21 protein-coding genes are annotated in these 21,698 nt (G+C 72.8%); 8 read left to right on the top strand and 13 right to left on the bottom strand.

The features are described from left to right. Positions 1-5: 5 nt before the first annotated feature. The 3 genes from AB0D93_RS26735 (at position 6) to AB0D93_RS26725 (ending at position 3,129) form a co-directional block, all read left to right on the top strand. Positions 6-710, top strand: a complete 705-nt coding sequence (locus AB0D93_RS26735) for a response regulator transcription factor (RefSeq protein ID WP_362123989.1) — start codon at positions 6-8, stop codon at positions 708-710. Positions 711-736: 26 nt separating this feature from the next. After that, positions 737-2,611, top strand: a complete 1,875-nt coding sequence (locus AB0D93_RS26730; RefSeq protein WP_362124397.1) for a HAMP domain-containing sensor histidine kinase — start codon at positions 737-739, stop codon at positions 2,609-2,611. 68 nt (positions 2,612-2,679) lie between these two features. Continuing rightward, positions 2,680-3,129, top strand: coding sequence for a DUF6098 family protein (locus AB0D93_RS26725; RefSeq protein WP_362123987.1), 450 nt, complete (start codon positions 2,680-2,682; stop codon positions 3,127-3,129). Positions 3,130-3,151: 22 nt separating this feature from the next. Here AB0D93_RS26725 and AB0D93_RS26720 read toward each other — a convergent pair whose 3' ends face one another. After that, positions 3,152-3,403, bottom strand: coding sequence for a WhiB family transcriptional regulator (locus tag AB0D93_RS26720; RefSeq protein WP_362123984.1), 252 nt, complete (start codon positions 3,401-3,403; stop codon positions 3,152-3,154). A gap of 346 nt (positions 3,404-3,749) precedes the next feature. After that, positions 3,750-4,637, bottom strand: coding sequence for a LysR family transcriptional regulator ArgP (locus tag AB0D93_RS26715; protein ID WP_362123981.1), 888 nt, complete (start codon positions 4,635-4,637; stop codon positions 3,750-3,752). Positions 4,638-4,703: 66 nt separating this feature from the next. On the opposite strand from AB0D93_RS26715, the gene AB0D93_RS26710 reads away from it, so the two are divergent. Both AB0D93_RS26710 and AB0D93_RS26705 read left to right on the top strand, forming a co-directional pair. Beyond that, complete coding sequence (locus tag AB0D93_RS26710) at positions 4,704-5,321, top strand: LysE/ArgO family amino acid transporter (RefSeq protein ID WP_362123978.1); 618 nt, start codon at positions 4,704-4,706, stop codon at positions 5,319-5,321. An 83-nt stretch (positions 5,322-5,404) separates the two neighbouring features. Continuing rightward, on the top strand, positions 5,405-6,703 hold the full coding sequence (locus AB0D93_RS26705) for an MFS transporter (protein ID WP_362123975.1): 1,299 nt from the start codon (positions 5,405-5,407) through the stop codon (positions 6,701-6,703). Between the two features lies 1 nt (position 6,704). Here the strand turns inward: AB0D93_RS26705 and AB0D93_RS26700 are convergent, their stop codons facing one another. Beyond that, positions 6,705-7,163, bottom strand: a complete 459-nt coding sequence (locus tag AB0D93_RS26700; protein ID WP_362123973.1) for a cyclic nucleotide-binding domain-containing protein — start codon at positions 7,161-7,163, stop codon at positions 6,705-6,707. 283 nt (positions 7,164-7,446) lie between these two features. Continuing rightward, positions 7,447-7,689, bottom strand: coding sequence for a hypothetical protein (locus AB0D93_RS26695; RefSeq protein ID WP_362123970.1), 243 nt, complete (start codon positions 7,687-7,689; stop codon positions 7,447-7,449). Between the two features lie 124 nt (positions 7,690-7,813). On the opposite strand from AB0D93_RS26695, the gene AB0D93_RS26690 reads away from it, so the two are divergent. Both AB0D93_RS26690 and AB0D93_RS26685 read left to right on the top strand, forming a co-directional pair. After that, a complete protein-coding gene (locus AB0D93_RS26690; RefSeq protein WP_362123968.1) occupies positions 7,814-8,248 on the top strand; it encodes an ATP-binding protein in 435 nt (144 codons plus the stop codon). Positions 8,249-8,483: 235 nt separating this feature from the next. Next, on the top strand, positions 8,484-9,338 hold the full coding sequence (locus AB0D93_RS26685) for a SigB/SigF/SigG family RNA polymerase sigma factor (RefSeq protein ID WP_362123965.1): 855 nt from the start codon (positions 8,484-8,486) through the stop codon (positions 9,336-9,338). Positions 9,339-9,357: 19 nt separating this feature from the next. Here the strand turns inward: AB0D93_RS26685 and AB0D93_RS26680 are convergent, their stop codons facing one another. The 5 genes from AB0D93_RS26680 to AB0D93_RS26660 all read right to left on the bottom strand — a co-directional run bounded on the left by AB0D93_RS26680 (position 9,358) and on the right by AB0D93_RS26660 (position 16,090). Next, positions 9,358-11,580: an FUSC family protein gene (locus AB0D93_RS26680; protein ID WP_362124394.1), complete on the bottom strand. Its 2,223-nt coding sequence runs from the start codon at positions 11,578-11,580 to the stop codon at positions 9,358-9,360. Between the two features lie 96 nt (positions 11,581-11,676). Continuing rightward, complete coding sequence (locus tag AB0D93_RS26675; RefSeq protein ID WP_362123962.1) at positions 11,677-11,886, bottom strand: DUF4287 domain-containing protein; 210 nt, start codon at positions 11,884-11,886, stop codon at positions 11,677-11,679. 96 nt (positions 11,887-11,982) lie between these two features. Beyond that, complete coding sequence (locus AB0D93_RS26670) at positions 11,983-13,359, bottom strand: NAD(P)/FAD-dependent oxidoreductase (protein ID WP_362123959.1); 1,377 nt, start codon at positions 13,357-13,359, stop codon at positions 11,983-11,985. 232 nt (positions 13,360-13,591) lie between these two features. Further along, entirely contained in the window at positions 13,592-14,026 is a 435-nt protein-coding gene (locus AB0D93_RS26665; RefSeq protein ID WP_362123956.1) for an ATP-binding protein, read from the bottom strand. Positions 14,027-14,191: 165 nt separating this feature from the next. Beyond that, positions 14,192-16,090 (bottom strand): AMP-dependent synthetase/ligase, encoded by a 1,899-nt coding sequence (locus AB0D93_RS26660; protein WP_362123953.1) that lies wholly within the window; start codon positions 16,088-16,090, stop codon positions 14,192-14,194. A 151-nt stretch (positions 16,091-16,241) separates the two neighbouring features. Here AB0D93_RS26660 and AB0D93_RS26655 point away from each other — a divergent pair, with 151 nt between their 5' ends. After that, the gene (locus tag AB0D93_RS26655; protein ID WP_362123950.1) at positions 16,242-16,475 is read left to right on the top strand and encodes a DUF6480 family protein; all 234 of its coding nucleotides are present in this window, start codon (positions 16,242-16,244) and stop codon (positions 16,473-16,475) included. Positions 16,476-16,478: 3 nt separating this feature from the next. Here AB0D93_RS26655 and AB0D93_RS26650 read toward each other — a convergent pair whose 3' ends face one another. The 4 genes from AB0D93_RS26650 to AB0D93_RS26635 all read right to left on the bottom strand — a co-directional run. After that, positions 16,479-17,567: a glutamate--cysteine ligase gene (locus AB0D93_RS26650; RefSeq protein WP_362123947.1), complete on the bottom strand. Its 1,089-nt coding sequence runs from the start codon at positions 17,565-17,567 to the stop codon at positions 16,479-16,481. A 94-nt stretch (positions 17,568-17,661) separates the two neighbouring features. Continuing rightward, the gene (gene glgB / locus AB0D93_RS26645; RefSeq protein WP_362123945.1) at positions 17,662-19,908 is read right to left on the bottom strand and encodes a 1,4-alpha-glucan branching enzyme; all 2,247 of its coding nucleotides are present in this window, start codon (positions 19,906-19,908) and stop codon (positions 17,662-17,664) included. 4 nt (positions 19,909-19,912) lie between these two features. Next, a complete protein-coding gene (locus AB0D93_RS26640) occupies positions 19,913-21,277 on the bottom strand; it encodes a maltokinase (protein WP_362123942.1) in 1,365 nt (454 codons plus the stop codon). Between the two features lie 31 nt (positions 21,278-21,308). Beyond that, positions 21,309-21,698, bottom strand: a 390-nt coding sequence (locus tag AB0D93_RS26635) for an alpha-glucosidase C-terminal domain-containing protein (protein ID WP_362123939.1), incomplete at its 5' end; no start/stop codon positions are given.

Raw genomic sequence — 21,698 nt, 5'->3', positions numbered from 1 at the left:
AACTCGTGTGCGCACATGTACTGGTCGCCGAGGACGACGAGAAACAGGCCGAACTGATCCGCCGCTCCCTGCTCGCCGAGGGACACACCGCCACGGTGGTGCACGACGGGGCCGCCGCGCTGGACGCCGCCCGCCGGCTCAGGCCCGACCTCGTCGTCCTGGACCTGATGCTCCCGGTCGTGGACGGCTTCGGCGTGTGCCGGGCGCTGCGCGGCGGCGAGGCCCCGGACATCCCCGTGGTCATGCTCACCGCCCGCGCCGCCGAGGACGACGTGCTGCTCGGACTCGAACTGGGCGCCGACGACTACATGACCAAGCCCTACAGCCCGCGCGAGCTGATGGCCCGCATCCGTACGGTGCTCAGACGCAGCGGGCGCGGTGCCGGCAGCCGGGAGGGCGACCTCGTCGTCCGCGCCGCCGGGATCAGCGTCGATCCCGAACGGCACGAGGTGCGCTGCGACGGCGTGCCCGTGGACTGCACGCCCGCCGAGTTCCAGATCCTGCTGGCCATGGCCGCGGAGCCGGAACGGGTGTTCACCCGGCGGCAGTTGCTGCAGTGCACCCGCGGCTTCGACCGGTCCTCCACCGAGCGGGCCGTCGACGTGCACATCATGAACCTGCGGCGCAAGATCGAAACCGACCCGCGCCGGCCCGCCCGGCTGCTCACGGTCTTCGGTGTCGGCTACAAGCTGACGAGCACCCGCCCATGAGACGCCGACAGGCGGGAGCCGGGCGGATGGGGGCCCTGGGGCGCGGGGACCGCCGGGAGGCGGGTGCGCAGCGGCGGATCCCGCTGCGCAAGCGGCTGCTCGTCCGCTTGCTGTCGGTCTCCGCCCTGATCGCCGTCTGCTCGGTGGCCGCCACCGCCTGGCTCGCGGTGACCACCACCACCAGCGCCCTGAAGGAGGAGCAGGGCCAGGACCTCGCGGCCGACAACAGCATCCTGGCCCGGCTCAGCGGATACGCCGCCACCCACTCCGACTGGACCGGCGCCCGGCGCACCGTCCGGCAGTTGGCCGCAGAGACAGGACGCCGCATCGCGCTCACCACCCCCGACCGCACCCTCGTCGCCGACTCCGCGCCCCGCGGCACCCCGCTGCCGCCCCGGCCCGCAGCCACCGTGGACCCGCTGCGCACCGACACCTACAGCGAGACCGGCGCCCAGCTCAGCGGCATCGATCCACGCGTGGTCGGCCCCTACCGGCTCCCGGCGGGGGAGCGCGCGAAACTCGAGGCGCTGGCCACCAGGCGCAAGCAGTGCTACGAGCGCTACGGCCTGCAGGCCGGTGTCGTCCGCACGACGAGCGGCCGGACCGTCGTCACACTGCCGGACGGGACCGACCCCGCCGGCTACGGCGCGTCGGTGTGCGAGGACGGACAGCTCAACGCGCCCACCCCGACGGAAAGCAAGGCCCTGGCCGACCTCACCGACCTCGCCAGGCCCTGTCTGAAGCAGTCCGGCCTGGATCTCGGCGGGCAGCTGTTCCTCACCTTCGACCCGAGCGGCAAGGACCCCTTCGGGGGCGGGTACCTCGTCGCCAAGTACGCCAAGGCGGGAAAGGGGGTGATGGCGCGGTCCGCCCAGCACTGCCTGCTGACCGCGCGGCGCACCCAACTGGAGCCCTACGTCGCCCCGGTGGCCGAGCTGTTCCTCGGCATCGGCGACCAGAACCCCTCCCGCTTCGACATGTCCCCGGCCAACAAGGCCAAGGTGATGGGCGCGGCCGGCCTGGTCCTCGCGGTCACCGTAGCCGTCACCGCCGTCGTCGCGATCCGGCTGGTACGACCGCTGCGCGCGCTGACCGAGGCCGCGCAGCAGCCGCCCGAGCTGCATGTACGAGTCCCGGTGACCACCCGGGACGAGACCGGCATCCTCGCCGAGGCCTTCAACGACCTGACCGAGCGCCGTGCCCGCCTGGAGGCCCAGCGCAGGGCGATGGTCAGCGACATCGCGCACGAACTGCGCAGCCCCCTCACCAACATCCGGGGCTGGCTGGAGGTCGTCCGCGACGGAGTCGTCGAGCCGGATCCGCCCCTGCTGGACTCCCTGCACGAGGAGGCGCTCGTGCTGCAGCGGATCATCGACGACCTGCAGGACCTGGCCGCCGCCGACGCCGGCACCCTGCGGCTGCACCGCGAGCCGTTGCGCGCCGCCGATCTGCTGGAGCAGGTGGGCGCCGCCCACCGGGTCGCCGCCGACGCCGGCGACGTCACCCTGCGCACCGAGGCCGACGGCACCGCCTGGCTGGACGCCGATCCGGTACGGATGCGGCAGGCCCTCGGCAACCTGGTCTCCAACGCGCTGCGGCACACCCCGGCCGACGGCACGGTCACGCTCGCCGCCCGCCGGGAGGGCGCCGACGTCGTCCTGACGGTGTCGGACACCGGCACGGGCATCGCGCCCGAGGACCTGCCGCACGTCTTCGACCGGTTCTGGCGCGCGGAGAAGTCCCGCAGCCGCCGCACCGGCGGCAGCGGCCTGGGCCTGCCGATCGTGCGACACCTGGTCGCGGCCCACGGCGGTACGGCCGACGCGGCGAGCGAGCCCGGTGCGGGCTCGGTCTTCACGCTGCGGCTGCCCGCGGCCGTGCCACCCGCGGACGCCACCTGATCGTCTCCGATTCCCGGCACGCGCCGGGGGTACTCCGGTGGCGCGGCACAGCCGAGGGAGGTCATGCCATGAGCGCACCGCGGGAGCTGCCGGTCGTGTCCACGCTCAGCGAGGTGGCCCGCCTCCTGGACGGGCGCCGGGGCCTGTACGTCCGCTGGTCCAAGGGGCCCGACACCGACCTGGCCGAGGTCTCCAGCACCGACGACCTCACCGGCGTAGCGATGCCCGGACTGTCCGCCAGCCCGCTCGACGTCGAGGACTGGTGGGGGGACCGGTCGGTGGAGCTGTGGGTGGCGCGCCGCCTGTACGACTACGCGCATCTGCCGCACGACAAGGGACCCGGCGTACGTCCCTGGGTCCTGCGGGGCCGGGAGACGGGGCGGGGCCCCGACAACGAGCCGCTCGTGGCCGATGTCGAGCCGCTGTGCGGGGTCGCGGACGAGGTGATCGACGCGGCGAGGGCCGAGGTGGCCGGGCAGGAGCAGGAGTGGGGGACCCTGCGCCGCGGCGGCCGCTGAGGCCCGGGCGTGGGCGTCCGGCTCAGCCGGAGCGCGGCCGGGAGCGGGCACGGCGGCGCATCGCACGGCGTTCCAGCTCGGTCGTCCCGCCCCAGATGCCGATGCCCTGGCCCGTCTCCAGCGCCCAGTCCAGGCAGGGCTCCCGGACGGGGCAGTGCCCGCAGACGGCCTTGGCCCGCTGGGTCTGCACCTGCGCCGGCCCGGTGGTGCCGATGGGAAAGAACAGGTCGGGGTCCTCACGACGGCACGCGGCATGGTCGCGCCAGTTGTCCATCGAAGTCTCCTGGATCGGATCGAAGTCGTCCGTACCGTTCGTATGCGCTCTCGGCTTCGGGTGACCGGTGGGAGCGGCGTGAAACGGCGCGTGCGGCAGGGGAATCGGGGGACCGCCGTGTTCCGGTCACGGGCGCGCCCGCGGCCTTGGCCGCACGCGCTCAACAGGCCGGGAAACGGGGGCGGGCGGGCCACCGGGCCGGGGCACCCGTGTCCGACCGGGCACCGGCGGCGCGGAGTTGGGGGCGAGAGCCGGCCGTGGCCGTCGTCCACCGCGCCACCGCCCGACCACCGTACTCCGCCCGGCACTTCCGGCGGGGCGAAACGGAAGAAACGTGACGTGACGGTCAGCGGCGCAGCGCCTCGGCCGCGGTGACCGCCACCGCCTCCGCCAGTGCGGCCAGCGCCGGGGAGTCGAGCCTCCACTGCTGCCAGTACAGGGTGACGTCCATCCACTCCTCGGGCGCGAGGAGCAGCAGCCGGCCCTCCGCCAGCAGCGGGCCCGCCTGCACCTCGGGCACCATGCCCCAGCCGAGCCCCGCGGCGACCGCGTCCAGGAACCCCTCCGAGGTGGGCACGAGGTGCCGGAGCGGTCCGGCGCTGCCGCGGCCGAGCCGGCGGACGAAGACGTCCTGGAAGTCGTCCTTGCGGTCGAAGGTCACGACGGGGACTTCGGGCAGTGCGTCGGCGAGCGGCCGCCCGCCCAGGTGGGTCGCGGTGAACTCCGGTGCGGCGACGGGCAGATACCGCATCCGCCCGAGCGGGCCGACGGTGCAGCCCGCGACCGGCTCGGCGGCGGTGGTCACCGCGGCCATCACCAGACCCTCGCGCAGCAGGGCCGCCGTGTGGTCCTCGTCCTCCCGGTGCAGTTCGAAGCAGAGCCCCGGCGCGCGGGTCAGCGCCGGCAGGAACCAGGTCGCCAGCGAGTCCGCGTTCACCGCCACGGACACCCGGGTCGGTTTCCCGGCGCCGCTCAGCCCCAGCTCGTCCCAGGCGTCCCGCTCCAGCCGGGTGAGCTGCCGGGCGTAGCGCACCAGCACCGCGCCCGACTCCGTGGGCCGGACCGGTTTGGTGCGCTGCAGCAGCACCCGGCCGGTGCGCTGTTCGAGGGCCTTCACCCGCTGGCTGACCGCCGACGGTGTCACATGGAGGGCGGCCGCGGCGGCGTCGAAGGTGCCCTCGTCCACCACGGCGAGCAGCGTCCGCACCTGGTCCAGGGGAAGCTCCGACATCATGAGTGCTAATGATACGTAAGAATCTTTAGCTGGCCTTGGTAAAGGTGTCTTCCTAGGTTCGACGGCATGCAACACGCCCTGACCGCCGCGGCCGCCGGATTCGGCACCGGCCTCTCCCTGATCGTCGCCATCGGCGCCCAGAACGCCTTCGTCCTGCGCCAGGGGGTGCGCCGGGACGCCGTCCTCGCCGTGGTGGGCATCTGCGCCCTGTCCGACGTCGTGCTCATCGCGCTCGGCGTGGGCGGGGTGGGGGCGGTCGTGGCGGCGTGGCCGGGCGCGGTCCGGGCCGTCGGTGTCGTCGGCGGGCTGTTCCTGCTCGGCTACGGCGCCCTCGCCGCCCGCCGGGTGCTCAGGCCCGGCCCGACGGGACTGAGCACCGAGGGGGAGGCCGCCGGTTCCCGGCGCCGCGCGGTGCTCACGTGTCTGGCGATGACCTGGCTCAATCCGCACGTCTACCTGGACACCGTGTTCCTGCTCGGCTCCCTCGCCGCCGACCGGGGCGCGCTGCGCTGGACCTTCGGGCTCGGTGCCGCGTGCGCCAGTCTGTGCTGGTTCTCGGCGCTGGGCTTCGGCGCCCGGCTGCTCGGCCGCCATCTGACCCGCCCGGCGGCCTGGCGGGTCCTGGACGGCCTGGTCGCGGTCACCATGCTGGCGCTCGGGGCCACGCTCATGGCCGGTTCCTGAGCGGACCTCCTCGGGGTGCACACGGGGTCCTGGGATAGTTAGGCTCTCGAATCGAAATGATGTAACGAGCAACCAGGACACCCGTGGACACGAGCGAGAGCAGCACCACCGACCCCGGCTCCCGGGCGGAGCCGGCGGCCCCGCCGCGGCGCGGCTGGCGCCGCTGGGCGATGGACACCCGTCCCCTGGGCATCCCCGCCTACCGGCGCCTGTGGACGTCGACCATCGTCACGGCCGTCGGCAGCCAGCTCACCGCCGTCGCCGTGCCGAAGCAGATCTACGACATCACGCACTCCTCGGCGTGGGTCGGCTACGCCAGCCTGGCCGGCCTCGTGCCCATGGTGGCGTTCGCACTGTGGGGCGGCGCGGTCGCCGACACCGTGGACCGCCGCAAGCTGCTGCTGGTGACCAACTGCGGGATCGCGGTGGCCTCACTGCTGTTCTGGGCGCAGGCCGCCACCGGGCTCGGCTCGGTGACGGTGCTGATGGTGCTCCTCGCGCTGCAGCAGGCGTTCTTCGGGCTGAACTCGCCGGCCCGCAACGCCTCCATCGCCCGGCTGGTCCCGGCCGAGCAACTGCCCGCCGCCAACGCCCTCGGCTCCACGGTCATGCAGACCGGCCTGGTGGCCGGTCCGCTGCTCGCGGGTGTGCTGATCCCGGTCATCGGGCTGCCCGTGCTGTACCTCATCGACGCCCTGGCCCTGTGCGTCGCCGTGTGGGCGGTCTTCCGGCTGCCGCCGCTGCCGCCGCTCGGCGAGGTCGCCGCCCGCCGGGCCGGGGTGCGCGAGATAGCCGCCGGCTTCCGGTACATCTCCCGCCACAAGGTGCTGCTGCTGTCCTTCCTGGCCGACATCGTCGCCATGGTCCTCGGCATGCCGCGCGCCCTGTTCCCGCAGCTGGCCGCGCAGACGTACCACTCCTACGGCGAGGGGCTGGCGCTCGGTGTGCTGTTCGCCGGGATCCCGGTCGGCGCGGTGCTCGGCGGTCTGTGCTCCGGGGTGTTCTCCCGGGCCCGCCGGCACGGCTGGATGGTCATCGGCGCGGTCGTCGGCTGGGGTGTGGCCATCGCCGGGTTCGGGCTGAGCGGCAATCTGTGGGTGGCCCTGGCCTTCCTGGCCGCGGCCGGTGTCGCCGACATGGTCTCGATGGTGTTCCGGGGCGCGATCCTGCTGTCGGCGGCGACCGACGAGATGCGCGGCCGGATGCAGGGCGTGTTCACGGTGGTCGTGGCGGGCGGCCCGCGCCTGGCCGACGTGCTGCACGGCACGGCCGGCTCGGCCTTCGGCCCGCGTGCCGCGGTGGCGGGCGGCGGAGCGCTGGTCGTGGTGGTGATGCTGGCCCTGGCGGCCGCCGTACCGGCGCTGCGCCGCTACCGGATCTGAGCTACAGCAGACCGGTGCGCCGTCGGATGGCGTACTGGTCCATCAGCTTGCCCCGGGTGGTCTCCAGGCGGTGGGCGAGGATCTCGGCCACCGTCCGCACCAGCGAGAGCCCGAGCAGCGGGTCCTCCACGGACAGCCCGAGCACGGAGGGCCCGTCGAACTCGTAGGCGCGTACGTTGCTGAAGGCCACCGCGCCGAAGTCCCACTGGTACGGCGGGAACAGCCAGGACCAGCCGAGCAGGTCGCCCGCGCCGAGCGTGGCCACCGTCACCCGCTGCCGGGAGGTGACCTGGGTGTCCAGGTGGACCGCGCCCGAGCGGATCACCCAGAACCGGTCGGCGGTGCCGCCCGCCTCGAAGATGCGGGTGTCTTCCGGGAACGAGACCTCCTTGGCCACTTCCATGAGGCGCTCGCGCTGCGCCTGGGGCAGGGCGGTCAGCAGTTTTATCGCTTTGGTCATGGCGCGGGGCTCCTCGCCGGCGACGGTTCGGGTGCTTTCCTCTCAGCCCATTTCAGCCGCTGCCGCCCCTGCGGGCACCTCGAAGGACGCGGATTTCCTCGTCGCGCCCTGCGCCCGCCACCGGTTCCGGACAGCAAGAAGCCCTGGCTGGACGGGGGAGGCCAGCCAGGGCCGTATGCGGTGATGCGCACGGGGGGAGGAAGGACGGTTCCGGTCACCCCCGGCATCACGTATGTATGAACGATAAACCATCTGGTGGCTGTTCGGGAAATCGGGAAGGCGGTCACGTGACCCGTTTCACGCCTTCCGCCGGGGTCGGGCGCTTGCCCGGGCAGACGATCTCCTCCAGCACGCGCAGCACCGCTTCGAACGCGCCCGCCCGGGCCGCCGCCTCCCGCGCGCCCTCCGGATCCGTCTCCACCAGGCTGCGCGCGCGCTCCCGCCAGGCGCGCTCCTCCTCGGCCGCGCACTCCCGTCCACGCTGCATCCGGCGCAACAACTCGTCAGCGTCCACGACATCGGTCATGCCCGTCGGGTACCCGCGAGGTCCGCGGTGATGACACGGCCACCGACAGTGTTTGAGGACTCCTGACGCGGTCAGGCGAAAGGAAGAGAGCAGAGACATCCGGTCGGCGCTCAGGGAGGAAGGGATGCGCGAAAAGCACCGGACCAGCTCCTCCACGACGCTGCGGGAACCGTGCCGCCGGTTGCCGTACCGGCCCGCCGACGCCCGCAGAGCCGTGCAGCGTGTGGTGGCCGAACGGTGCAGGGCCCGCGCGATCCCCTGCGGGGCCGACACCATCGCGGACGCCCTGCTGGTCACCTCCGAGCTCACCACCAACGCCATCCTGCACGGCGGCGGCATCACCGGCTTCGACGTCGATGTCGACTCCGGGGGTGTCCGGGTGTCGGTGTGCGACCGCAGCGACGCGCTGCCGGTGGCCGTCCCGCCCGTCGACGCACGGGGCCGTGCCAGGCCCGGCGGACGCGGCTGGCCCATCGTGTGCCGGCTGGCCCGGGACGTACGGGTCGCGCAGCTGCCCTGTGGGGGCAAGCGCATCACGGCCGTCGTACCGCTGCGCTGATCCCGGCCGGGAAGTTCCGCCCGCGCCGTGTTTGCTCCGCAGACCGAGGGGCAGGCGGAAACTCGTGCTTCGGACCGGAGGCGCGCGCCCAGCGGGAACAGTACGACTGCCTGGGTCCCCCTGCCGGTGGACCGGGCGGATCGCCCGCGGCGAACCCTGACACCACCGTTCGGGCCGAGCCCGGAACCACGTTCCGGCACCTGTGCCCTGAAACCACGTTCAGGAGCGATTCCGCATGCTCACCGACATGTCGACAAGCCGTCCCGACACGCACGCAACCACCACCGAGGCCAGCACATCCGTGCGGCGCACCCATGACGACGCCCCCGACACCGCGGAACTCTTCGCCCGGCTTGCGGAACTCGACGACGGCCCGGAACGGGACGCGGTGCGCGACGAACTCGTCGCCGCCTGGCTGCCCATGGCCCACCGGATCGCCGGCCGCTTCCGCGACCGGGGCGAGTCCGTCGAGGACCTGCGGCAGGTGGCCGCGCTCGGACTGGTCAAGGCCATCGACCGCTTCGATCCGTCCCGCGGGGCCTTCGAGAGCTACGCCGTGCCCACCATCACCGGTGAGGTCAAGCGGCACTTCCGGGACCGGATGTGGGCCCTCAGGGTGCCGCGCCGGGTGCAGGAACTGCGCAACCGGGTGCGCGTGGCCCGCCGCGAACTCATCCAGCACCCCGGCAGCGCCGAGCCCACCCTGGCCGAGATGGCCGCCCACACCGGGCTCACCGAGGAGGAGGTCGGCGCGGGCCTGGAGGCGCTGGAGAGCTTCAGCACCCTGTCCCTGGACGCCGAACTGTCCACCGGCGACGACGGCTACAGCCTCGCCGACACCCTCGGCGCGGCGGACACCTCGTACGACGTCGTGGTCGACCGCGAGGCCGCCAAGGAAGGCCTGCGCCGGCTGCCCGAGCGGGAGCGGGCCATCCTCTACATGCGGTTCTTCGAGGACATGACGCAGAGCCGCATCGCCGACCGGCTGGGCATCTCCCAGATGCACGTGTCCCGGCTGATCAGCCGCAGCTGCGCCCGCGTCCGCGACGAGGCCATGGGCCGGCACACCTGCGGGACGGACCCGGCATGAGGGCGTGGCCGACGCGGCGTCACTTCCTCGGCCGGTCCGCCCCGGCGGTGAGGCCGAGGGGCCGGGCCAGGCCCGAGACCGCCTCGTCCAGGCGCTGCAGATGGCGCAGCACCCGGTCGGTGACCCGGCCGTAGCGCGGGGTGCGCAGGGTTCCCGGCTCCAGCATCGAGGCGATGCTGGGGCCGGTCTCCATCTCCGCCGTCGCCCGCGGGTCGGCGACATGCGCGGCGATCGCCTCGATGTTGTGCACGATCCGCGCGCCCGCCCCCCGCAGCCGGGGGTCCGCCGCGATAGACGGGTGCGTCGGCAGCAGCTCGGCCGTGGCCGCCAGCGAGCGTCCGTGGTAGGCGCAGGTCTCCAGCAGCGCCACCACGTACCGGGCGGTGTCCCGGCGTGCGCGCAGCGGGGTGATCGGATGGGTCAGCGGCTGGGTGGCCGCGCGCAGGTCGGCCAGCGCCTGGTCCAGATCGCGCGCCCGGTCCACCAGATCGGCGCCGGCCCCGCCGCTCAACTGGTCCATGGCGCCCCCTGTGACATCGGCGAGCCGGTTCAGCACGTCGACCAGGAGTTCGTTGGTACGGCGGTCGGTGCGGACCGGCAGCACGACCGCCGCCGCGATCACCCCGCAGGCCGCGCCGAGCGCCGTCTCCTCCACCCGCAGCACCAGCACCGCCATGCTGTAGGTGTTCAGCAGCGTGTACAGCAGCCCCAGCATCGCCGTGACGAAGAACGACATCAGCGTGTACGACAGCGGCGCCGTGTAGAACATCGCGAAGATGAACACCAGCACCAGGCCGAACGCCGTCCACGTGTGGTGGCCGACCAGTCCGGCGAGCCCGATACCGGCCACCACGCCGAGCACCGTGCCCAGCAGCCGCCGGTACCCCTTCACCAGGATCTCGCCGGTGGAGGCGGTGTTGAGGAACACGATCCAGCACGTCAGCACCGCCCAGTACCAGCGCTGGCTGGACAGCAGCTCGCCGCCCGCGATGGCCAGCGCGGAGCCGACGGCCACCTGCACCGCGGCCCGTGTCGTGGGCCGTCCGAGACCGGTGGGCCCCGGCTCCTCCGCCTCGGCCTCCTCACCCGCCTCGATCGCGGCGTCCTCCGCGTCCAGTTCCTCGCGCGAGCGGGCGGTCGCCGGGCTGTCGTCGGTCTCGTCCTGCGGCCCGTCCAGCGCGAGCCGCAGCCCCAGCGCGGCCCGCGCGGCCTCGCCGAGCCCCCGGAAGACGTCCTGCACGGCGGGAGAGGCCTTGGGCAGATTGTCCTCCTCGCGGTAGCCGAGCAGCCGGTTGCGCACCTGGGCGAGCGCGGTGCCCCGCGCCTCGCCGACCGGCCGCAGCATCAGCAGCCGCAGTGCCTGCAGATCCCGGCGCAGCGCCGCCGACGCCTCGTCCCGCACCGGCAGCTCACCGCCCAAGGGCAGCGGGGCCCCCGGCAGATGCAGGGTCAGGGTGTCCGTCCGCTCGGCACTGCGCGCGGTGAGCAGCAACAGGCCGAGCCGCTCGGAGGCGATCTCGGCGTCGGCGATCCGGCGCTGCAGCAGCCGGGCCACCGCCGGGTCGGAGGTGCCGTCCTCCAGCCGGCCCTGGATCATCAGCGCCGTCTCGTGCAGCCGGGCGGTGGCGGTGCGCAGGTCCTCCAGGACCTTGTCCACGTCGTCCGGACCGGCGTCCAGCAACTCGGCCTGAACGGCGATCAACTGGGCCAGCCGCGCGCGGAACGCCCGCCGCAGCCGGTCGAGCGTGCCCACCGGGGTCTGCGGCAGCAGCACGAAGCGCGCGAGGGCGCTGCACGCGAACGCCACGCAGATGACCCCGTACAGCGCGGGCAGCGTGGCCGTGGTCGCGTGCACGAACAGGGAGAGGAAGTAGATCTGAAAACCGATCAGGCCCAGTGCCGTGCCGCGGTCGCCGAACCGGCGGCCGTAGACCGCGCAGAAGATGAGGACGACGAAGAACAGGTCCCCGGCGACGACCCGTTGGTTCAGCAGTGCGCCCAGCGACACCGAGGCCAGTGCCACCGGAAGGCCGAGCGCCAGCGTCACGGCCTGCCCCGAGCGCTGCCTCTCGCGGATGGCGAAGGTCGACACCATCGCCGCCATGGCGCCGGCGACCAGTTGGGGCACCGGCACCCGCAGCGCGGCCAGGACGGCGAGGGTGAGGGCGATCGCGGTGACCGTGCGCGCTCCCGCCGTCAGGCGGAGCAGACCGGGATCGGACGCCGCGAGCCGGTCCCACATCCGTACCCGCCCCGACCGTCCCGCTGTGCTCACGCCGCCGCGCTCTCTCCCGTGCCAGAAATCGATCTCCGACCCAGCATCGCACGCCGGTCCGGGCTACCTCCGCTCGGCCGGCTCCGCGGCCACCAGGGCGTTTGCGTGTCCGTGCCCGAGACCGTGCTCGGACTTGAGCCGGCCTCCCAGTTCCCTGTGCCCGGTCAGCGGCGAGGAACGGATCAGCTCCCGCCACTCGGCGATCGGACGGCCGTACTTCTTCTCGATCGAGGGGAAGTGGCTCGCCGGGCCCTTCACGGTCTTCCCGGCCATGGTGGCGTGTCCCTTCGGTGTGACGTTCGCTGATCACACGGCAAGACCGCCGACCGACCGGAAAGCGATCGGCGGTCCCCGGCGATCGGCGTCACATCAGGGCCTCTCGACGCCCGTGCCCTCCGCCCGTGCCCGCACCTGTTCCGGCGTCAGATACGCGTCGGTGAACTCGAAGTCCTTCAGCCGGGCCGGCTTGCGGGCCTGGAAGCCGGTGCGGACGAAATCGTCGCCGGCCACCGCGTTCAGCAGCCAGTTGGTCATCACCCGGGCCTTGGCGACGTTCGTGCGCAGTGCCGACCAGTGGTAGCCGCGGGCCACCGCCTGGGCCGGGATCCCGCGCAGCTCGACGCCGAGCGGCTTGGACACCGCGTCCTTGCCGCCGAGGTCGACGACGAGACCCAGGTCGCGGTGCACGTACGGGGTCAGCGGCCCGCCCCGCAGGGTCGCGATGACGTTGTCGGCGACCTTCCTGCCCTGCCGCATGGCGTGCTGTGCCGTGGGCGGGCAGACCGCGCCCGGCTCGCCCTTGGCCTCGTCGGGCACGGCGGCCGCGTCCCCGAGCGCGAACACACCGTCGTGGCCGGGCAGGGTCATCTCGGCGGTGACCGCCAGCCGGCCCCGGACCGTCTCCGCGCCCAGCGTGGCGATCAGCGGGCTCGCGACCACACCGGCCGTCCAGATCAGCGTGTGCGTCGGCACCACCCGGCCGTCGGTGAACGTGACCTCCTCCGGCCCGGCCTTCTCGATCGACACGCCCAGCGACACCTCGATCCCGCGCCGCCCGAGGATCTCCTGTGCGCTGCGCCCGAGCTTCTCGCCGAGCTCCGGCATCAGCTTGGGCGCGATGTCGATCAGATGCCACCTGATCAGGCCGGGATCCAGGCGCGGATAACGCTGTACGGCGGCGTGCGTCAGCCGCTGCAGACAGGCGGCGGTCTCGGTGCCCGCGTACCCGCCGCCGACCACCACGAACTGCAGCCGCGCCGCCCGCTCGGCCGGGTCGTCGCTGGCGTCCGCGAGGTCGAGCTGCGAGATGACGTGGTCACGGATGTAGGCGGCTTCGGCGAGGGTCTTCATCCCGAAGGCGTGGTCGGTCAGTCCGGGGATGTCGAAGGTGCGGGTCACGCTGCCGGGCGCCAGCACGATGTAGTCGTAGGGCTCGTTGACGATCTTGTCGGTGATGGTCCGCACGACGCACACCTTGGCCTTCAGGTCCACGCCGATCGCGCCGCCCGGGATGATCCTCGTGCGGTACTTCTTGCTGCGGCGCAGGCTCAGGGCGATCGACTGCGGCGTGAGCACGCCGGAGGCCACCTGGGGCAGCAGGGGCAGATACAACTGGTAGGAGTACGGCGTCACCAAGGTGACGTCGGCCTCGGTGGGAGCGAGTTTCCGCTCCAGGCGGCGGACGCACTCGACTCCGGCGAAGCCTGCGCCAACCACCAGGATCCTGGGTCGTGTCACGGTGTTCATCCCTTTCTGCGGCTCCAGGCGGTCCGACTCGACGCCGTTCGTTTGCCCTGGACCGATGCGCCAGCTTCGATCCCACCGTGGCCCCGGCCGTCCCGCCAGCTGGGCGCGGCAGGCAGACGAACGCGTGGGCACCAGCATGCCCCCGCCCAGGCTGGAGTAACCGGTTGTCGCACACATACACGTCGTACTCGCACACGTCGTACGCGTGACGCGACCCGCGCACCGCGCGTAGTCACCAGGGCAGGAACACGTGGATGTCCTTGCCCTTGTCGTCGACGACGACGCTGACCTGCGTGCACAGCGTGTGCACCAGGTGCCAGCCGATGCCGCCGGAGCCCGTGCGCGGGTGGAAGGGCCGCGGTTCCGGTCTGGTCGTGCTCGTGTCGCGCATGGTCACGTGCACGCCGTCGAAGGTGCGGCGCATCCGCAGCCCGAACGGTCCGGGCGCGTACTGGATGGCGTTCGCGGCCAGCTCCGTCACGACCAGCAGGATGTCGTCCCAGTACTCGTGCGCGGCCGGCGGCGCCTGCGCGGCCAGCGCGCACAGGAACTGCTCCGCGGCGAGCCGCGCCTCCGTGACGTTGCACAGCTCACCCGCGAAGGAGAAGGTCCGTTCGTACTTCTCCTCCGCAGGCGGTGTGTCGTCCCCGCGCGGCTCCGTCGCCATCTCGCTTCCCCGGTCACGCCCGGTCAGGGCCTCGGCGGCCCCATCGGCCGGGAGGCCGTAGCTCAGTTTGGATCTCCTTCTGCGCTCGCGGGTTCCCCACAGCAACGCGGACTATCCGTCCGTCCGGCTCGCGGTTCGTACGGGGGTGCCCGCGCGGTGGAGGCGTCACCGGAAGACGTCGTCCTGCTCGTCCCAGTCCGCCGGCTCCGGCGTGCCCCGCGACGTCCGGGACCGCGCCTGGTACATCGCCTCGATCTCCGCGGCGTAGTGCCGGGCGATCTCCTCCCGCCGTAGCTTCATCGAGGGTGTGAGCAGCCCGTTGTCCGTGGCGAACGGCTCCGTGAGGACGCGGTGGACCCGGATGGACTCCGCGCGTGACACGGTGCTGTTCGCGGAGGCGACGGCCCGCGCGATCTCCTCCCGCAGGGCGTTCTCCTCGCGTGACTCCCGGCCCGGGCTGTCGCCCTGCAGCGTCAGCGCGCCCCGCCAGTGCGCGAGGAAGACCGGGTCCAGGGTGATCAGGGCGCCGACGCAGGGCCGGTCGTCACCGACCACCACGGCCTGATGGACGAGCGGATGCATGCGCAGCCGCTGCTCCAGCGGGGCCGGGGCGACGCTCTTGCCGCCGCTGGTGACGATGATGTCCTTCTTGCGCCCGGTGATCGTCAGATAGCCCTCGGAGTCCAGCCGCCCGATGTCCCCCGTGGCCAGCCAGCCGCCGCGCAGCACGGCCCGCGTCGCCGGCTCGTCGCCGACATAGCCCTGGAACACCGACGGGCCGCGCACCAGGATCTCCCCGTCGTCGGCCACCTGCACCTCGGTGCCCGGCAGCGGCCGGCCCACGGTGCCGGACTTCTCCCGGCCGAGCGGCTGCATGGTGATGCCGCCGGAGACCTCGGTGAGTCCGTACCCGTCGTGGACGAACACGCCGATGCCCTCGTAGAACAGGGTCAGTTCGGGGCTGAGCGAGGATCCGCCGGAGGTCCCGCGCAGGACCCGCCCGCCGAGCGCCGCGCGCAGCCTGCGGTACACCGTCCGTTCGTACAGGGCGTGTTGGAGCCTGAGCTCCAGCCCGGGCCCCGGACCGGTGCCCAGCCGGCGGCGCTCCTCGGCCGCGGCGAAGTCCCGCGCGGTCTGTGCGGCCCGCTCGAAGAGGGCACCCCGGCCCGCCTGCGCCGCGGTCCGCAGGAACGTCTTGTACAGCTTCTCGAACACCGACGGCACGCCGTACAGATACGTCGGCCGGAACGTGCTCAGCGCCGACGCCAGCGACGCCTCGGTCAGATCCGGCTCGTGCGCCATCAGGACGCCGCCGCGTACACACGTCAGCATGATCATGAGGCCGTACACATGGGAGAACGGGAGAAAGGCCAGGACGGACGGCTGTTCGCCCGGCGGCGCCGCGGTGTGCAGCCAGCCGGCCAGCAGCGTGTCGCAGGGGTAGGCGAGGCCGCGGTGGCTCAGCGCGCAGCCCTGGGGGCGGCCGGTGGTGCCGGAGGTGTAGACGACCGCCGCCGTGGCGTCCGGCAGCACGATCCGGCGCAGCGACTCCACGGTGGTGTACGGCACCACCGTGCCCCGCTGGACGAGTTCGGGCAGCGCGCCCGCGTCCAGCTGCCAGACATGGCGCAGTCGCGGCAGCCCGGCGCACACCGTGCCGACGGTCATGACGCCCTGTTCGTCCTCGACGACCACGGCCACGCAGCCGGCGTCCCGCAGGATCCACTCGACCTGGTCGCGCGAGGAGGCCGGATGGATCGGCACGATTTCCGCGCCAACGGCCCACAGCGCGTGGCTGAACACGGTCCACTCGTAGCGGGTGCGGGACATCAGGGCCACCCGGTGGCCCGGCGAGATCCCGGCGGCGACCAGCCCCTTGGCCAGGTCCACCACCTCGTCCCGCAGCTCGACGGCGGTCAGCTCCTGCCAGACCGTGGCGGCGGGATCCGCGCGGTGCGCGAGCACCGGCAGGGTGGGATCCCGCTCGGCGGTGTCGAAGACGCTGTCGGCGAGGCCGCCGGTCAGCGGCGGGGCCACCGGGGGAGCGAGGGCGACGTCGCGCATGCGCTGCTCCTGGATGTACAGAGGGTCACACCGCCGATCGGCTCTGTGTCGGCGGTGCTCGAATGTAGCCGAGGTGAGCGCGTCGGGGGCAGGGAACGGCGAAGTCGTGATCGGGCTGATGACGTCGGCGTGTCCGGGGGACTCGGGAGACATGAGTTATGTGAACCCCGATCCCGAACCCGAGCGCACCACCGGGCTGGAGCCGGGCGGCTCCGTACCGCCCGGCGAGACCCCGCCGGCCGAGAGCAGCATGCCCGAGGCCGGGCCGCGCGAGCCATACGCCCAGAGCAGAGGGTGGGCCAAGGCGCCGCTGACGCTGATCCTCGTCCTCGTCGCCCTGGTGGCGCTGTTCTTCCTGGTGTACGCCCTGGTGCTGATCGTCTGACGCTCAGCCCTGGGTGTGCCGTACGCACTCGGTGACGACGTCCCGCAGGTTGCCGGCCCGCTCCAGCAGCCGGCGCTGCGCGCGCGCCCCGTTGCCCCGGCGCAGCAGATCCGCCATGCCCTGTTCGGCGCGCTCGGCGTCGCCGGCGGCGGTGAGCGCGTCCCCGGTGTACTCCAGCAGCGACCGCAGCACCCGCGGGGCGGGCCCGGGACGCATGGTCACCGGGTCGAGCAGATCCCTGTCCAAGCCGTACCGGGCGGCCTGCCAGTCGGCGAGCCGCAGCAGGCTCACGCTGTGGTCGGGCGCCGGCCGTCCGGCCCGCCAGTCCCGCGCGGCCGTCTCCACGAGCCCGCGGATCAGCGTCGCGATCAGCGCGGCGGTGTCGGCGCAGAGGCACACGTCGGACACCCGGATCTCCACGGTCGGATAGCGGGCGGACAGCCGCGCGTCGAAGTAGACCATCCCGTTGTCCAGCAGGGCACCGGTGGCCACCATGTCCGCCACCCTCTGGTGGTACCGCCCGGCAGACAGGAACGGCTCGGTCGGCCCGGCCGACGGCCAGCGGTTCCACACCCGGCTGCGATAACTGGAGTAGCTGGTGTCCCGTCCCTGCCAGAAGGGGGAGTTCGCGCTGATCGCCCGCAGGACCGGCAGCCAGGAGCGGATCCGGTCGAGCACGGCGATGCCCTCGTCGTCGGACTCCACCGACACATGCACATGGCAGCCGCACACCAGCTGCTCCCACGTCGGTATGCCGTAGTGCTCGGCCAGCCACTCGTAGCGCTCGTTCACGCTGAGGGAGGGGCTGACCGGCAGGGGCGAGGTGGCCAGCGCCGCGACCGCGCAGCCGAGTTCCCCGGCGTGCCGCGCGGCCTCCTTGCGGCAGCGCACGATCTCGTCACCGAGGTCCGCCATGTCCGCCTGCGGATGCGTGGCGAATTCCAGCATCTGGCGGAACAGCTCCTTCTCGAACACGTCCTGCCCCGGATCGTCATGGGCGACCCGGGCGAGGACGGCCGCCGCCAGCGCCTTCGGTTCGCCGCTGTCCGGGTCGACCAGAAGGAGTTCCTCCTCCACTCCGACGGTGCGCACGTGGTGCCAGCCTTTCGTGTCCACGCCACGACGGGCAGTCGTGGGTCCGTACGACCCCCGACTGCCCCTGGGCGGGCCGCCGACACCTGTGGCTTCAGCGTTCCGGCGCCAGCCAGACCGTGGCGAGCGGCGGCAGCGTGGCCCGGAGGAAACCGTCCTCGGGCTTCAGCGGACCCCCGGTGCCGACCCCGCTGCCGCCGTAGCGGACGTCGTCGGTGTTCAGCTCCTCCCGCCAGGCACGGGCGGGAATGTCGTCCGGTACCCACAGCCGGTAGTCGTGCCGGACCACCGGCGAGAAGTTCGACACCGCCAGCAGCGCGGAGCCGTCGGCGGCGAAGCGCAGGAACGCGAAGACGTTGTCGTCCGCCGCGTCGCACAGCACCCACCGGAAGCCACCCGGGTCGGTGTCCCGCTCCCACAGGGCCGGGGTCGCCCGGTACACGGTGTTCAGGTCCCGCACGAGGTCCTGGACGCCCCGGTGGTCGCCGGCCGAGTGGTAGTCCTCGCCCAGCAGCCACCACTCGGGGCCGTGCGCCTCGGACCACTCGGCGCCCTGGGCGAACTCCTGCCCCATGAACAACAGCTGCTTGCCGGGATGGGCCCACATGAAGCCCAGATAGCCGCGGTGGTTGGCCCGCCGCTGCCACCAGTCGCCCGGCATCTTCGACACCAGCGCCTGCTTGCCGTGGACGACCTCGTCGTGGGAGATCGGCAGGACGTAATTCTCGCTGTAGGCGTACACCATCGAGAAGGTCATCTCGTCGTGGTGGTACTTGCGGTGCACCGGCTCCTTCTGGATGTACACGAGCGAGTCGTGCATCCAGCCCATGTTCCACTTCAGCCCGAAGCCGAGCCCGCCGCTGTCCGTCGGCCGGGTCACCCCGTCCCAGGCGGTGGACTCCTCGGCGATCGTCACCACCCCCGGACAGCGCCGGTAGACCGTGGCGTTCATCTCCTGCAGGAAGGCCACCGCGTCCAGGTCCTCCCGCCCGCCGAAGACGTTCGGCTCCCACTGGCCGGAGTCCCGCGAGTAGTCCAGGTAGAGCATCGAGGCGACGGCGTCCACGCGCAGGCCGTCGATGTGGAACTCCTGGCACCAGTAGACCGCGTTGGCGACCAGGAAGTTGCGCACCTCCGTGCGGCCGAAGTCGAACTCGTACGTCCCCCAGTCCGGGTGCTCGGCCCGCCGGCCGTCCCCGGGCTCGTACAGCGGATCCCCGTCGAACCGGGCCAGCGCCCAGTCGTCCTTGGGGAAGTGCGCCGGCACCCAGTCCATGATCACGCCGATGCCGGCCCGGTGCAGCGCGTCCACCAGGTACCTGAAGTCGTCCGGGGAGCCCAGGCGGGGCGTGGGCGCGTAGTAGGAGGTCACCTGGTAACCCCAGGAGCCGCTGAACGGGTACCCGGCGACCGGCATCAGCTCGACGTGCGTGAAGCCCATCTCCTTGACGTAGGCGGGCAGTTCGTCGGCGAGCTGCCGGTACGTCAGTCCCGGTCGCCAGGACGGCAGATGGACCTCGTACACCGAGAACGGCGCCCGGTGCACCGGAGTGTCACCCCGGTGGGCCATCCACTGCGCGTCGCCCCACTCGTACCGCGAGACGGCGACGACCGACGCCGTGTCCGGCGGCACCTCCGTGCACCGCGCCATCGGGTCGGCCTTGAGGAACCGATGGCCGTACCGCGAGGTGATCTCGAACTTGTACCGGGCGCCCTCGCCGATCCCGGGCAGGAACAGCTCCCACACACCGGACGCGCCGAGCGAGCGCATCGGGTACTGCGTGCCGTCCCAGTACGTGAAGTCCCCGGCCACCCGGACCCCTTGGGCGTTGGGCGCCCACACGGTGAAGCGGGTGCCGGTCACGCCCTCGTGGGTCATCGGCTCGGCGCCGAGCGCCTGCCACAGCTGCTCGTGCCGGCCCTCCCGGATCAGATGCAGGTCCAGCTCACCGAGCGCGGGCAGGAAGCGGTACGGGTCGTGCACCTCCTGCTCGACGTCGTCGTACGTCACCAGCAGTGTGTACGACGGGATCTCCGGGTACGGCAGGACGGCCGCGAAGAGACCGTCGCCCTCGGACCGCAGGGGGTGACGCATGCCGTCGACGACGACGTTCACCGCCCGCGCGTTGGGTCGCAGTGCCCGGAACAGGGTGCCGCCCGGAACCGGGTGGGCGCCCAGTAGGGCGTGCGGATCGTGGTGGGCGCCGCCGAGCAGGCGGCCGCGGTCGGCCGGGTCGAGCGGAGCGGGATGGGGGTCCTCCCGGACCAAGTCCGGGGGAGGGGCCGCGGCCTTCGGCGCCGGGCCGGCGGCCTCGGGACGTGAGGTGTCGCGCAGAGCCATGACGTCAACCTCCCCACACGGCGAGCCGTTTGATCGCCGCCATCGGTACCGGCAGCCAGTCGGGCCGGTGTCTTGCCTCGTACAGCACCTCGTAGACCGCCCTGTCCGTCTCGTGCGCGCGCAGCAGCGCGTGCTTCTTCCGTGGATCCCAGCCGGCGCGGGCCGCGTAGCCCGCGCAGAACGCCTCCCGGCAGCGGCGCGCCCATTCGGGTCGCCAGGGGCGGCGCTGCCGGGCCGCGTAGTCGAAGGAGCGCAGCATCCCCGCCACGTCCCGCACCGGCGACTGCGGGGCCCGCCGCTCGGCCAGCGGCCGGGACGGCTCACCCTCGAAGTCGATGACGAACCAGTCGCGGCCGGCCCGCAGCACCTGCCCGAGGTGCAAATCGCCGTGGATGCGCTGGGCGGGCGGCCCGGTGTCGCAGGTGGCGAGCGCCCCGAACGCGGCCCGCAGCCCCGGCACGAAGGGCAGCAGTCCCGGCACGGCGTGCGCGGCCGCGTCCAGCCGCGCGCACATCGCCTCGGCCGTACGGCCGTTCTCACCCTGCCCGGCCGGGCCGAACGCCTCGGCCAGTGCCAGATGCACCTCGGCCATGGCCCGGCCCAGCTCCCGGGCCTCGGCCGTGAAGTCGTCGCCCGCGGCGAGCGCGCGCAGCGCCAGGGTCCAGCCGTCGTGCGCGTCCGGCAGGAACGGCTGCAGCACGCCCAGCGTGGCGGGCTGCGGCGCGGTCGTACCGAACCAGGCCACCGGTGCGGGGACCCGCCTGCACCCTTGTGCCACCAGCGCGGCCGTGACCTCCAGGTCCGGGTTGACACCCGGCTGGATGCGGCGGAAGACCTTCAGGATGTACGCGTCGCCGTACACGATCGAGGAGTTGGACTGCTCGGCGTCCAGCAGGCGCGGCGGCAGACCGCCGGGCACGTCGGCGGCCGGGTCCGCCTCGAAGCGCAGCGGACCCGCCGTGCCGGGCTGCCGCAGCCGCTCCAGCAGCAGATGGGCGGAGCGCGGGTCGTGCAGCGCGTCGTACACCGCCAGGCCGGCGAACGGGCCCTGCTCGGCCCGCCCGATGTACGCGCGCTCCAGCCGTGGGGCGAGGCGCTCACGCAGGCCGAGCAGCAGCTGATAGCAGTCGCCGGGCGGCGAAGTGCCGCCCGGCGTGGGCACGGGCGCGTGCGACGCGTGCACCAGCAGGTGCAGACACCCCGGGAACAGCTCGGTCACGGAGAGCACCGTCAGATCGGTGACGGGCCGGTCCTTGCCCGCGAACCAGCGTTGCCTCGGCAGCCATTGGCGCAGCAGCTCGCCCAGCGAGACCAGCGGCCCGTCGAAGTCCGCCGCGGTTCTCGGCCCGGCGGTGATGGTCTTCGGCATGGTGACGCGTCCTTTCCTCGGCGCCGGTCGGTCAGCGACGGCGGCCGATGCGGGATGCGACTCGGGTGAGCCGGAACCAGTAGAAGCCGTGGCCTTGCAGGGTCAGCAGGTAGGGAAGTTCACCGATGGCGGGGAAGCGGACCCCGCCGATCAGCTCGACCGGGTGCCGGCCGTCGTAGGCCCGCAGGTCCAGCTCGGTGGGCTGGGCGAAGCGGGAGAAGTTGTTGACGCACAGCACCAGGTCGTCGCCGTACTCGCGCAGGAACGCCAGGACCGCCGGGTTGGAGGAGGTCAGTTCCGTGAAGGAGCCGAGTCCGAAGGCGGGGTTCTGCTTGCGGATCTCGATCATGCGCCGCGTCCAGTGCAGCAGCGAGGAGGGCGAGGACATGGACGCCTCGACGTTGGTGACCTGGTAGCCGTA

Origin of the sequence: Streptomyces sp. NPDC048191 (assembly GCF_040652655.1) — a bacterium.
Classification (GTDB): Bacteria; Actinomycetota; Actinomycetes; order Streptomycetales; family Streptomycetaceae; genus Streptomyces.
The sequence above is the reverse complement of the archived record's forward strand: the minus strand, read 5'-3'. Positions and strand labels throughout refer to the sequence as shown.